The 13334-nt window shown below is 63.2% G+C and carries 12 protein-coding genes; 11 read left to right on the top strand and 1 reads right to left on the bottom strand.

Annotated features, from left to right (window positions below; translation table 11 throughout):
- The first annotated feature begins 81 nt into the window (after positions 1–81).
- Positions 82–537: an SRPBCC family protein gene (locus MU516_RS05370; RefSeq protein WP_209055254.1), complete on the top strand. Its 456-nt coding sequence runs from the start codon at positions 82–84 to the stop codon at positions 535–537.
- 33 nt (positions 538–570) lie between these two features.
- Here the strand turns inward: MU516_RS05370 and MU516_RS05365 are convergent, their stop codons facing one another.
- On the bottom strand, positions 571–1422 hold the full coding sequence (locus MU516_RS05365; RefSeq protein WP_260276191.1) for a prephenate dehydratase: 852 nt from the start codon (positions 1420–1422) through the stop codon (positions 571–573).
- 116 nt (positions 1423–1538) lie between these two features.
- Here MU516_RS05365 and MU516_RS05360 point away from each other — a divergent pair, with 116 nt between their 5' ends.
- The 10 genes from MU516_RS05360 (at position 1539) to MU516_RS05315 (ending at position 13334) form a co-directional block, all read left to right on the top strand.
- Positions 1539–2078 carry a c-type cytochrome gene (locus tag MU516_RS05360; protein ID WP_209055252.1) on the top strand — a complete coding sequence of 180 codons (540 nt, stop codon included), beginning with the start codon at positions 1539–1541 and terminating at the stop codon, positions 2076–2078.
- Positions 2079–2226: 148 nt separating this feature from the next.
- Positions 2227–4101 carry an extracellular solute-binding protein gene (locus MU516_RS05355; RefSeq protein ID WP_260276190.1) on the top strand — a complete coding sequence of 625 codons (1875 nt, stop codon included), beginning with the start codon at positions 2227–2229 and terminating at the stop codon, positions 4099–4101.
- Positions 4102–4206: 105 nt separating this feature from the next.
- The gene (locus MU516_RS05350) at positions 4207–5286 is read left to right on the top strand and encodes a microcin C ABC transporter permease YejB (RefSeq protein WP_209055250.1); all 1080 of its coding nucleotides are present in this window, start codon (positions 4207–4209) and stop codon (positions 5284–5286) included.
- Positions 5286–6389 carry an ABC transporter permease gene (locus MU516_RS05345; RefSeq protein ID WP_260276189.1) on the top strand — a complete coding sequence of 368 codons (1104 nt, stop codon included), beginning with the start codon at positions 5286–5288 and terminating at the stop codon, positions 6387–6389. The genes MU516_RS05350 and MU516_RS05345 overlap by 1 nt, the downstream gene beginning before the upstream one ends.
- A 106-nt stretch (positions 6390–6495) precedes the next feature.
- Positions 6496–8130, top strand: a complete 1635-nt coding sequence (locus tag MU516_RS05340; RefSeq protein WP_260276262.1) for an ABC transporter ATP-binding protein — start codon at positions 6496–6498, stop codon at positions 8128–8130.
- Positions 8127–9350, top strand: a complete 1224-nt coding sequence (locus MU516_RS05335) for a glycosyltransferase (protein WP_260276188.1) — start codon at positions 8127–8129, stop codon at positions 9348–9350. Before MU516_RS05340 ends, MU516_RS05335 begins: the two co-directional genes overlap by 4 nt.
- A gap of 30 nt (positions 9351–9380) precedes the next feature.
- Positions 9381–10781: a cysteine--tRNA ligase gene (cysS, locus tag MU516_RS05330; protein ID WP_260276187.1), complete on the top strand. Its 1401-nt coding sequence runs from the start codon at positions 9381–9383 to the stop codon at positions 10779–10781.
- Positions 10778–11548 (top strand): squalene/phytoene synthase family protein, encoded by a 771-nt coding sequence (locus tag MU516_RS05325; RefSeq protein ID WP_260276186.1) that lies wholly within the window; start codon positions 10778–10780, stop codon positions 11546–11548. Before cysS ends, MU516_RS05325 begins: the two co-directional genes overlap by 4 nt.
- A gap of 95 nt (positions 11549–11643) precedes the next feature.
- On the top strand, positions 11644–12516 hold the full coding sequence (locus MU516_RS05320) for an ABC transporter permease (RefSeq protein ID WP_260276185.1): 873 nt from the start codon (positions 11644–11646) through the stop codon (positions 12514–12516).
- Positions 12513–13334, top strand: coding sequence for an ABC transporter permease (locus MU516_RS05315; protein ID WP_260276184.1), 822 nt, complete (start codon positions 12513–12515; stop codon positions 13332–13334). The genes MU516_RS05320 and MU516_RS05315 overlap by 4 nt, the downstream gene beginning before the upstream one ends.

Raw genomic sequence — 13334 nt, 5'->3', positions numbered from 1 at the left:
AGTACACCGTCTTTGGACTATGAGCGCGCTTGGGTTGCCCATGGTCGGGTTTGCGGCAATGTTGCCAACGGATTGTTTGTGATGAAATTTTCCACGCGTCACGACGCCGATTGTACGGCGGACGAACTTTTCGATGCGATCGGCGATTTCGGTCGGATCGAAAGGATGTTGATCGGTCGCGGTGCCAAGGTCACCCGCATCGATCCTGCACAAGAGCCGGGCACCGGCATGGGCTGGCAGATCGGCTTCGACTGGCGTGGCCGGCCTCGGAACCTGCGGCTTGACGTGACGCGCCACGACCGCCCCGAGCGGCTCTCGATGGCGGGAATGTCCGACGCGCTGGATATCACCATTGACGTGACCGTGATCGCCCTTAGCCGAACACGGTCACGTCTGATCTTCGAAACCGAGATCCGTCCGCGCAACATGAAGGCACGGCTGATGCTGCAGACGGCGAAACTTGCCAAACCGCAGCTTGACCGCAAGTTTGATCGCCGCATCGCAGAGTTCATTTCGGATCTGCAGCAAGCAGCATAAGCGCAGGCGCGCCGTCGGGGTCGCTGTTCGGGATCAGCCGCCGTTGCGCTGGGTTTCGCGCAGCGGATCTGCCGGATAGACGCCCAGGACATTCAGCATCGATGTGAAATAGCCCAGTTCTTCCAGCGCACGGGCAACGGCGGGATCTTCGGGATGACCCTCGATATCGGCGTAGAACTGCGTCGCTGTGAAGACACCGTCCACCATATAGCTTTCCAGCTTGGTCATGTTGACGCCGTTGGTGGCGAAACCGCCCATTGCCTTGTAAAGCGCCGCCGGAATGTTGCGGACGCGGAACACGAAGCTGGTCAGCATCTGGTCGCCGCGCCGCGACAGATCCGCCTCGCGCGCCATGATCAGAAATCGGGTGGTGTTGTTCTGGCGATCCTCGATCCGGTCGGCCAAGCGGTCCAGCCCGTAGATTTCACCGGCCAGCGGTGCAGCAAGCGCTGCCAGGGCGGGATTGCCGCGCGCAGCGACCTCCTTGGCCGATCCGGCGGTGTCGGCTCCGGTGATCGCGTGGATGCCATGCTGGCGCATGAACCCGCGGCATTGTCCCAGAAGGACGGTGTGGCTCATGGCCTCGCGGACCTGTTCCAGCCGGGTGCCCGGCACCGCAAGCAGGCTGATATGAACCCGCACGAAGGCCTCGTCGATGATGTGCAGCCCGGATTCCGGCAACAGGTGATGGATGTCTGCCACGCGGCCGTAGGTCGAGTTCTCGACAGGCAGCATCGCCAGATCCGCATCGCCCGCGCGCACTGCCTCGATCACGTCCTCGAATGTCCGGCAGGGCAGGGCCTCCATCAGGGGGCGGGCCGTGCGGCAGGCTTCGTGACTATAGGCACCGGGTTCGCCCTGAAATGCGATGCGGTTGGTCGTCATGGGTCGCTTCTGTCCGAAATTTGACTGTCCGCAGGGTAACTATACCTTGATCCCGGAAAGCGAAAGCGGATAGATACCGGGCGAATTGACGAGCTTACCAGACGGGGATCGCCGCGATGTTCAACACCATGACCGTGACCAAGGCCGCCGGCGCGCTGATCGGGGCGCTGCTGTTTCTGATGCTGGCCAACTGGGCGGCCAGCGGCCTGTATCATGTCGGGTCCGCCGGTCACGGCGGCGAAGACGAAGAACATGCGCAAGCCTATTCGATCCCGGTCGAGGACAGCGGCGACGGCGGAGAGGCCGAGGCGGAAGAACAGATCGACTTCGCCGCGCTGATGGAAGCTGCCGATCCTGCCGCTGGCGAAAAGGGATTCGGCAAGTGCAAGGCCTGCCACAAGCTTGACGGTTCCGATGGCGTCGGCCCGCATCTGAACGGCGTTGTCGGCCGTCCGGTTGCCTCGATCGGCGGATTCGCCTATTCCGACGCGATGGTGGCCCATGCCGACGAAGCGCCCGAATGGACGCCCGAGGCGCTGCAGGAATTCCTGACCAACCCCAAGTCCGACGTCCCGGGAACCAAGATGTCCTTTGCCGGTCTGAAGAAGCCCGAGGATCGGGCCGACCTGATCGCCTATCTTCAGTCCCAGCAGTAAGCCCGGGGCAACGGGGACGGCCAAGGCGCGGTGAAAGCCGCGCCTTTCCTGTTTGGGTGGTCGCGCGTGGTTCACGAAAACGCGGCTTGATCCGCCGCATCGCGCTGGCCTAGCGTGTGCCGACATGTTTTCACGCCGGAGTCTGCCGATGCGCCATCTTGCCCTGACCCTTGCCCTGTCCCTTGCCGCGGCTACCGCGCCCGCGCTGGCGCAAGAGACCGCGGGGACCGACGAGGCCGATGGCGAGAAAATCATCAAGACCCATGCCATCGCCCTGTTTGGCGAACCCGAGCTGCCCGCCGATTTCGACCATTTCCGCTATGTGAACCCGCAGGCGCCGAAGGGCGGAGAGATCTCTTTCGCGGCGGTCGGAGGCTTTGACAGCTACAACCCGTTCACCTTCCGGGGCCGCGCCATCGGCCTTTCGGTGATCCAGCTGGAACGGCTGATGGAAAGTCCGGCCGACGAGTTGGGCGTGGACTACTGCTTGCTGTGCGAGACCATCGAATATCCCGAAAGCAAGGATTGGGTGATCTTCAACCTGCGGCCCGAGGCGCATTTTTCGGACGGAACTCCGCTGACCGCGCATGACGTGCTGTTTTCGTTCGAGACGCTGCGCGACAAGGGCCTGTCCTCATTCCGCACGGCCATGCAGCAGATGGTCGCCAAGGCCGAGGTGCTGGACGATCATCGCATCAAGTTCACCTTCACCGAAGACTATCCGCGGCGCGACGTGATTTCGCAGATGGGGTATCAGATCGTCTTCTCGCGCAAGGACTTTCTGGACAACGAACGCGACCTTGAACAAAGCAGCGACACCCCGTTCATCGGGTCCGGCCCATACATGTTCGACCGTGCCGACATGGGGCGCAGCATGGTGGTTCGGCGCGATCCGGATTACTGGGGCAACGATCTGCCGATCAATCAGGGGCGTCACAATTTCGACCGCATCCGCTATGAGATGTTCGGCGATTTCGATGCCGCGTTCGAGGCGTTCAAGGCCGGCGAATATACGTTCCGCAACGAAACCTCATCGCTGCATTGGGCGACGCGATACAACTTCCCGGCTGTCGAGAACGGCGCCGTGCTGCGCGAAACGCTGGCCGACGGAACCATCGCGAACGGCAAGGCCTGGGTGTTCAACCTGCGGCGCGAGAAGTTTCAGGACATTCGCGTGCGCGAGGCGATCGAGCTGATGTTCAATTTCGAATGGACCAATCAGACGCTGCTCTACGGTCTGGAGACGCGGGTGAATTCCTTCTGGGACAACAGCGAATTCAAGGCAGAGGGGGTACCATCCGCGGCCGAGCTTGAGTTGCTGACGCCGCTTGCCGAGGACCTGCCCGAGGGTATCCTGACCGACGACGCCGTGGTTCAGGCGACGTCCGGCGATCGTCAGCTGGACCGGCGCAACATGCGCCGCGCCGCGCAGCTTCTGGATGAGGCGGGGTGGACGACGAATGGCAGCGACCCGCTGCGCCGCAATGCGCAGGGTCAGACCTTGCGCGTCGAGTTCCTGAACGACGATGTGGGAAATGACCGCATCATCAACCCGTTCGTGCAGAACCTTCGCGCGGTCGGCATCGACGCCGTCAATCAACGCGTGGACAATGCCGAGATGGAGCAGCGGATCAGAGCGAAGAACTTCGATATCGTCGAAGACAATCTGGGCCAATCCTATGCGATCGGCGGGGGCACCGATCAGGTCTTCGGATCAGACAATGTGGGCGATGTATTCAATCCGATGGGATTGGCCAACCCGGCCATCGATGCCTTGATGGAATATGGCCAGACGGTCGAGGACAAGGAGGCAAACGTCACGGCCATCCACGCGCTGGACCGGGCGTTGCGCAGCCTGCGATTCTGGGTGCCGCAATGGTTCAAGGCCGATTACACGCTGGCCTATTACGACATGTATCGTCACCCGGAAGACATGCCCCCCTATGCGTTGGGCGTTCTGGATTTCTGGTGGGCCGATTCCGACAAGGCCGCGGAACTTCGCAGCCGGGGCGCGATCCGGTAGCAACCGGCGCTTGATTTCCTGCGGCGGATTGCCGAAAAGGCTTGACGATCGAACAGGGCCGCAAAGGCCCGCATTGACCCAAGGGGCGGGCAGAAGGACAGGCGGATGGGTGCCTATATCCTGCGGCGGCTGTTGCTGATCATCCCCACGCTGATCGGCATCATGCTGATAAATTTCACGTTGACGCAATTCGTCCCCGGCGGTCCGATCGAACAGATCGCCGCGCAGGTGCAGGGCGAGGGGGACGTGTTCCGCAACATCTCGGGCGGTGGCAGCGGGGGTGATACCGGTGCGACCGAAGGCCAGTACGAAGGCGCCCGCGGCCTGCCGCCGGAATTCATCGCCCAGCTTGAAAAGGAATTCGGCTTCGACAAACCACCGGTCGAACGGTTTCTGAATATGTTGTGGAACTATATGCGCTTCGATTTCGGCACCAGCTGGTTCCGGTCGATCAGCGTCATCGACCTGGTGATCGAGAAGATGCCGGTGTCGATCACGCTGGGGCTTTGGTCCACACTGCTTGCCTATCTGATCTCGATCCCGCTGGGAATCCGCAAGGCGGTGAAGGATGGCAGCCGCTTTGATACCTGGACCTCGGGCGTGATCATCATGGGTTATGCGATCCCGGCCTTTTTGTTCGCGGTGCTGCTGATGGTGCTGTTCGCGGGTGGCAGTTTCTGGCGGATCTTCCCGCTTCGCGGCCTGACCAGCGACAATTTCGCCGATCTGTCCACCTGGGGCCAGATCAAGGACTACGCCTGGCACGCGACCCTGCCGGTCGTCGCCTCGACGATTTCCAGCTTTGCGACGCTGACCCTGCTGACCAAGAACAGCTTTCTGGACGAGATCAACAAGCAATATGTCATCACCGCCCGCGCCAAGGGTCTGACCGAAGGGCGCGTGCTTTACGGCCATGTCTTCCGCAACGCGATGCTGATCGTGATCGCGGGTTTTCCGGCGATGTTCCTGGGCGTGTTCTTCGGCGCAAGCATCCTGATCGAGACGATCTTTTCGCTGGATGGGCTTGGCCGACTGGGGTTCGAGGCCGCAGTCCAGCGCGACTATCCGGTGATCTTCGGCACGCTGTACGTCTTCGGCCTGATGAGCCTGATCGTCGGCATCCTGTCGGACATGATGTATGTCTTTGTCGATCCGCGCATCGACTTTGAATCGAGGGCCGGCTGATGGCGATGTCGGAACTGAACCGCCGCCGTTGGCGCAGCTTTCGTCGCAATGGCCGGGCCTTCTGGTCGCTGGTGATCTTCAGCGTCCTGTTCGTGGTCGCGATGCTGGCCGAGGTCGTGGCAAACGACAAACCCGTCGTCGTCAGCTATCGCGGAGAGTTGTTCTTTCCGGCCTATCAGTTCTATCCCGAAACGGCCTTCGGAGGCGATTTCGGGACCGAAGCGATTTATCGCGACGAGGCCGTGCAATGCCTGATCGTCACCGGTGGCCGGCAGGAATGCTGGGACGAACCCGACAGCCTGATCGCGGCGGTCAAGTCCGGCAGCAGCGATGTGCCCAAGGATGAACAAGGCTGGATGATCTGGCCGCCGATCCCCTTTCACTACAAGACGATCAACAATGTCGGCACCGCGCCCAGCCCGCCGGACGGTACCCATTGGCTGGGCACGGATGACACCGCGCGCGACGTTCTGGCCCGCGTGATCTACGGGTTTCGGATCTCGATCCTTTTCACGCTGATCGTGACCGTGATCGCATCGACCATCGGCATCGCGGCAGGCGCGATCCAGGGATATTTCGGCGGCCGCACCGATCTGGTGTTCCAGCGCCTGCTGGAAATCTGGGCCTCGACTCCCGGCCTTTACGTCATCATCATCCTGTTCGCGATTCTGGGCCGAAGTTTCTGGTTGCTGGTTTTCGTGACGATCCTGTTCGGCTGGCCGGCACTGGTCGGCGTGGTGCGGGCGGAATTCCTGCGGGCGCGCAACTTCGAATATGTCCGGGCGGCCCGCGCGCTGGGTGTCGGTGACCGGACGATCATGTTCCGCCACATCCTGCCCAACGCAATGGTCGCCACGCTGACCATGCTGCCCTTTGTCGTGACCGGCACGATCAGCGGGCTGGCGGCGCTGGATTATCTTGGCTACGGGCTGCCGGCTTCGGCGCCCTCTCTGGGGGAACTTGCCTTGCAGGCCAAGCAGAACCTGCAGGCGCCGTGGCTGGCGTTCACCGCGTTCTTCACCTTTGCCATCATGCTGTCGCTGCTGGTCTTCATCTTCGAAGGCGTGCGCGATGCCTTCGACCCCCGAAAGACCTTCAAATGAGCCTGGGCAAATGACCGCGCGCGACGACGAGGCAGAACTGCACCCGACACGCCCGGGCATCGCCAGTGCCGCGGCGGTGGCCGAGGATAACGCGCCCTCGCGGGGCATGCCGGGCGACGAGCGGGGCCGCGTCGTTCCCGCGCCGCCTTCGGATGCGGTGCTGGCGGTGCGCGATCTGCGGATCAGCTTTGCGCAGGAAGGTCAGATCATTCCCGCCGTGAAAGGCGTCAGCTTTCACATCGGCAAGGGCGAGACGGTGGCATTGGTGGGCGAATCCGGGTCGGGCAAATCGGTCACGGCGCTGTCCACCGTGCGGCTTCTGGGCGAATCGGCACTGGTCGAAGGCTCCGTCCAGTATGAGGGCCGCGAGATGATCGGCGCGCCGGACCGCGTCCTGCGCGACATTCGCGGCAACGATATCAGCTTTATCTTTCAAGAGCCGATGACCTCGCTGAATCCGCTGCACACGCTTGAAAAGCAGCTTTCGGAAAGTCTTGCGCTGCATCAGGGGCTGACCGGGGCGAAGGCGCGGGCGCGGATCGTCGAGTTGCTGACCCGTGTGGGAATCCGCGACCCCGAAACCCGGCTTGCCGATTATCCGCACCAGCTGTCGGGCGGCCAGCGCCAGCGCGTGATGATCGCGATGGCGCTGGCCAACGGGCCCGACCTGCTGATCGCGGACGAACCGACCACCGCGCTGGACGTGACGATTCAGGCGCAGATCCTTGATCTGCTGGCCGAACTGAAACAGGCCGAAGATCTGTCGATGCTGTTCATCAGCCACGATCTGGGCATCGTGCGTCGCATCGCGGACCGGGTCTGCGTGATGAAGGATGGCGAGATTGTCGAACAGGGCCCGGTCGAGGCGATCTTTTCCGATCCCCAGCACGACTACACCCGCAAACTTCTGGCGGCCGAGCCGACCGGCGTTGCCGATCCGGTTCCCGTGGACGCCGAAACGATGGTCACGACCGATGATCTGAAGGTCTGGTTTCCGATCCAGCGCGGGCTGCTGCGCCGGACCATTGGCCATGTAAAGGCGGTAAACGGGGCGACGCTCAGCGTGCGGGCGGGTGAGACGCTGGGGATCGTGGGCGAATCAGGGTCGGGCAAGACCACGCTGGCACTGGCGATCATGCGGCTGATCGAAAGCGATGGGCCGATTCTGTTCATGGGGCAGGACATCGCGGGCTGGAACGGCAAGCAGTTGCGCAGGCTTCGCCGCGACATGCAGATCGTGTTCCAGGACCCTTATGGCAGCCTGTCTCCGCGCATGACGGTGGAACAGATCATCGCCGAGGGGTTGGGCGTCCACGGCATCGACAAGACCAGCGATCGGCGCAAGCTGGTCGCCGAGATCATGGCAGAGGTCGGACTGCGTCCCGAAACCATGCACCGCTATCCGCATGAATTCAGCGGCGGCCAGCGTCAGCGAATCGCGATCGCCCGCGCCATGATCCTGCGTCCCAAGGTGGTGGTCCTGGATGAGCCCACCAGCGCGCTGGACATGACGGTTCAGGTTCAGATCGTCCAGCTTCTACGCGGTTTGCAGCGGAAATACGGGTTGGCCTTCCTGTTCATCAGCCACGATCTGCGGGTGGTGCGCGCGATGTCGCACCAGATCATGGTGATGCGCGCGGGCGAGGTTGTCGAACAGGGCGATGCGGCGCGGATATTCGATGATCCCCAAAGCGACTATACTCGGACCCTTCTGAAGGCAGCCTTTGCGGATCGTTCATGAAAATCCTGTTCGTCCACCAGAACTTTCCCGGTCAGTTTCCGCATCTGGCGCCCGCGCTGGCCAAACGCGGTCATGAGGTTCTGGCACTGACCGATGAAAAGAACGAACGCACCGGGCCGGTGAAGACGGTCCGCTACAAGGCGCCCGAGCCCGTCCAGACCAACGGCGTGCTGGGGCGCAGCTATTCAAACCATGCCGAGCGTGGCTTGCTGGCGGCGCGGGGTGCGCGTGCGCTGCGCGACCGGCACGGGTTCACCCCTGACCTGATCATCGGACACACCGGCTGGGGCGAGACGCTGTTTCTGCGAGAGATCTGGCCCGACGCGCGGCTGCTGGTCTATGCCGAACTTATGTACCGCACGCGCGGCCATGATGTCGGCTTCGATCCCGAGATTCACCCGGACAGCGACGAGGGCCGTTTCATGACCGTCGCGCGCTCGGCCCACCTGATCCAGGGGATCGTGCAGGCGGATGCGGCGATCGCGCCCACCGCCTATCAGGCCGACAGTTTCCCACCCGAACTGCGCAAGAAGATCACCGTCATCCACGACGGAATCGACACGTCGCGCGTGAAACCCGATTCGAATGCGTGGCTGGAACTGCCGGATGGGCAGCGTCTGGACGCGGGCGACGAGGTGATCAGCTTCGTGTCACGGTCGCTGGAACCCTATCGCGGCTTTCACATTTTCATGCGTGCACTGCCGCAGGTGCTGGCCGCGCGCCCCGAGGCGCAGGTGGTGCTGGTCGGCGGCGACGGAGCCAGCTATGGCGGGCTGCCGCGCAACGCGAAAAGCTGGAAGGATGTGATGCTGGCCGAGTTGGGCGACCGGCTGGATCCGGACCGGGTGCATTTCGTGGGCCGGCTGCGCTATCCGGACTATCTGGCGTTGATCCAGCTTGCGCGGGTCCATTGCTATCTGACCTATCCGTTCGTTCTGTCCTGGTCACTGACCGAGGCGTTGGCGGCAGGCGGCTATGTTGTGGCGTCGGACACGGCACCGGTGCGGGAACTGATCAAGGACGGCCAGAACGGAAGGCTGGTGCCATTCTTCGACGTGCCGGCGTTGTCGGACGCGCTGATCCGTGGATTGCAGGGCGACCCCGAGGCCGAACGCCTGCGGCAAGCCGCCCGCCAGACCATTCTTGAAGGCTATGACCTGCATCGCCACAGCCTGCCGCGCCAGATCGAATGGGTGGAAAGCTTCGATCCGATGCGCTAGAAACCGCGCTCTGGCAGACGAGGCGCAAAGATGGTCGACATCCGGCTGACGAATACCCGCACACGCAAGAAAGAGGCGTTCGCGCCGCTGGATCCCCGTAATGTCCGGCTGTATCTGTGCGGCCCGACCGTCTATGACCGCGCGCATCTGGGCAATGCGCGGCCAGTGCTGGTGTTCGACATTCTGGTCCGGCTGTTGCGGCATGTCTATGGCGCACGTCATGTGACCTATGTGCGCAATTTCACCGATGTGGATGACAAGATCAACGCCAGGGCGGCAGCGACGGGCCGGACGATCCGCGAGATCACCGAGGAGACCATCGGCTGGTACCATGCCGACATGGACGCCCTAGGTGCCGAACGCCCCGACCACGAGCCGCGCGCGACCGATTATATCGCGCAGATGATCGCCATGATCGAACAGCTGATCGCCAGCCGCCACGCCTATGCGGCGGAAGGTCATGTGCTGTTCGACGTGCGGTCGTTCGCGGAATATGGCCGTCTTTCGGGTCGCTCGGTCGATGACATGATCGCGGGCGCACGGGTCGAGGTCGCGCCCTTCAAGCGCGATCCTATGGATTTCGTGCTGTGGAAGCCGTCGGACGCGGGGCAGCCCGGATGGGACAGCCCCTGGGGCCATGGGCGGCCCGGCTGGCATATCGAATGCTCCGCCATGGCTGCGGCGCTGCTGGGGCCGTCCTTCGATATCCACGGCGGCGGTATCGACCTTCAGTTTCCCCATCACGAGAACGAGGTCGCGCAAAGCTGCTGCGCGCATCCCGACGCGGATTTCGCGCGTTTCTGGCTGCACAACGAGATGCTGCAGGTCGAGGGCAAGAAAATGTCCAAGTCGCTGGGTAATTTCTTCACTGTCCGCGATCTGCTGGACCGCCCCGACAGCGAGGGCGGCGGCGTTCCCGGCGAGGTGATCCGTTTCGTGATGCTGTCCACGCATTACCGCAAGCCGATGGACTGGACCGAAACCAAGGCGGCCGAGGCCGAAGCGGTGCTTCGGCGGTGGCGTGGTCTCGTGGCGGGCATCGAACCCGCCCCGAGCCCGGCGCCCGCCGTCATCGCCGCGCTTGCCGACGACCTGAACACTGCGGGCGCGATCGCGGCGTTGCATGAGCTTGCCGGGCAGGGCGATCTGCCGCTGTTCCTTGCATCGGCGCAGATGATGGGACTGTTGCTGCCTGAGATGGGCGCCTGGGCCGAAGCGGGTGACGACGCGGCGGCGCTGATCGAGGCGTTGCTGGCCGCGCGGGCAGAGGCCCGCAAGCAGCGCGACTTCGGCCGGGCGGACGCGATCCGCGATGGCTTCAAGGCTGCCGGTGTCGAGGTCAAGGATACCGCGGGCGGCGCCGAATGGTCCCTGTCGCCCGGCTATGATGCCGCGCGGCTGGCCGAACTGGCCCGCGTGGTGGGCGCGTGACGCTTGAGGCCTGCACCGAGATCCTGCGGCAGCAGGATCCCGACCGCTTCGGCGCGGTGCTGGTCGCGGCACCCGAACGCCGTCCGGCGCTTGTCACACTGTATGCGCTGAATCTTGAGATCGCCCGCGCGCCGTTCCAGTCGGCCGAGCCGATGCTGGCCGAGATGCGGTTGCAGTGGTGGGCCGACCGTCTGGCCGAGATGGGGCGCGGCACCGCGCCGCCCTTGCACGATGTGCTGACCCCGCTTTGGGAGGCGTGGGCCGAGGCTGCGGGTGAGCTGCTGCCGCTGGCCGAGGCACGGCGGCGCGATTGCGCGCGCGAGCCACTGGCCAGCACCGAGGCGGTCGTTGCCTATGTCGATGCGACCGCCGGGGCGTTGATGTGGTTGGCCGCACATCGTTTGGGCGCCCCCGCCGCGGCCCGCGGCGTGGTGGCCGATCACGCGCTTGGGGCCGGGCTGGCCGCGTGGCTGCGCGCGCTGCCGCGACTGCAGAAGCTTGGCTTGGGCCTGGACGGGGCGCGTGCCGAGGACGTGCGGCGATTGACCGAGATCGCACGGGAATCGCTGCGCCGTGCCGCCCGCGGACGCCGCGCAGTGCCCGGATCCGCAGCCGCCGCGCTGTATCCCGGCCCCCGCGTGCCGCGTTTTCTGATCGAAGTACTGCGCGGGAATATCGACTGCTTTGTCGAAACGCCCGAGATCTCGCCCTTTCAGCGCCGCGCGTCGCTGGCGCGCCTGGCCCTCAGCGGGCGCTGGTGGCGATAGACGCGCAGGCGACTTTTCTCTTTTCATCGCGCGTTCGCTGTGGAAGGAATTGAGAAAATAGCCCGCCGGAACCTCGGGCCGACAGGGAAGCAGACATGGCAAGACGCGGTTTGGATGCGGAGGCGAAGCAGGGGCTGACCCTGATTGCGCCGCCGTTTCTTTATGCCCTGCTGGTGCTGGCCGCGCCGGTCCTGACGATCCTCAGCTACAGCTTCCTGAAGGACGGCTATCTCGAGGTGATCCGAGAGTTCACCTGGGCCAACTATACGCAGGTCTTCACCGATCCCATCGTGCGAACGGTGATGCTGCGATCGCTGTTCGTGTCGGGGCTGGTGACGCTGGTGACGGTCGTTCTGGCGTTTCCGGTGGCGTATTATGTCAGCTTCATGGTCCGCCCGGAACGCAAGTCGATGTGGCTGTTCCTGATCACCATACCGTTCTGGACCAGCTATCTGATCCGGGTGTTTCTGTGGAAGGTAATCCTGGGATATAACGGCGTCATCAACTCTTCGCTGACCGGCCTCGGGATCATCGACGAGCCGCTGACTTTCATCCTCTATAATGTGAACGCGATGGTTCTGACACTGGCCCATGCCTATGCGCCCTTCGCGATTCTGCCGATCTTCGTCGCACTGGAGAAGATCGATCGTTCGTTGCTCGAGGCCGGGCGTGACCTTGGCGAAAGCCGGTTGATGACGTTCTGGCGGGTCACCCTTCCGCTGGCGATGCCAGGGGTGATCGCGGCGACCCTGATCGTCTTCATTCCGACCATCGGCGACTATGTGACGCCCGAGGTGATCGGCGGTGGCAAGATCCCGATGATCGCCAACCTCATCCAGGTGCAGATGCTGGCGCTGGACAACAGGCCGCTGGGATCGGCGCTGGCGGTGACGGCCATGCTTATCGTGGCGGCGGTCAGCGTGGTCTTCCTGTTCGTGAACCGTCGTTTCCTGAAGGTGCGTCAATGAGACCCGGAGCGTTCGACGGCAGCGGTCTGCGGATCTATACGATCCTGTATCTGCTGTTTCTCTATGCGCCGATCGCGCTGTTGCCGATCTTCGCGTTCAACTCGGGCACGATCATCGCCTTTCCCCTTCAGGGCTTCACCACTGGCTGGTTTACGCAGATGTGGGAAAACGCCACGCTGCGCAGGGCGCTGGCCAATTCGCTGACCATCGCGGTGTCCTCGGCGATTCTGGCGACCTGCCTTGGCATCTTCGCCGCCCGCGCCTCGACCAGGTTCGAATTTCCGGGAAAGGGCGGCATCATGGGGCTGATCATGGTGCCGATGGTCCTGCCCGAGATCATTGTGGCGATGTCGCTGCTGGTGGTGCTTTTGGGCGTGGGGGTCAACCTGTCAATCCTGACGGTCATCGTCGGCCATACGCTGATCTGCATGCCCTATGGGATCGCAATCCTGTCCACCGCGTTTTCAACCCTCGACAAGTCGCTGGAAGAGGCGGCCTATGATCTGGGCGAAACGAAATGGGGTGCGTTCCGGCTGGTCACCCTGCCGCTGGTCATGCCGGGGATCATTTCGTCTCTGCTGATCTCGTTCACGATCAGCCTTGATGAATTCATCATCGCGTTTTTCCTGTCGGGCAACGAACCCACGCTGCCCACCTATATCTTCAGCCAACTTCGTTTTCCCAAGCAGATCCCGACGATCATGGCGCTGGGTACGGTGCTGGTCGCGTTGTCGATCGTCCTTCTGGCGGCCGGCGAGTATTTCCGTCGCCGCGGCATCGCGAAGATCGGCGGCAAGGACACCGGAGGCTTTCTGTGA

Origin of the sequence: Paracoccus maritimus (assembly GCF_025195095.1) — a bacterium.
Classification (GTDB): domain Bacteria; phylum Pseudomonadota; class Alphaproteobacteria; order Rhodobacterales; family Rhodobacteraceae; genus Paracoccus; species Paracoccus maritimus.
This window is presented reverse-complemented; position numbering and strand designations above follow the sequence as displayed.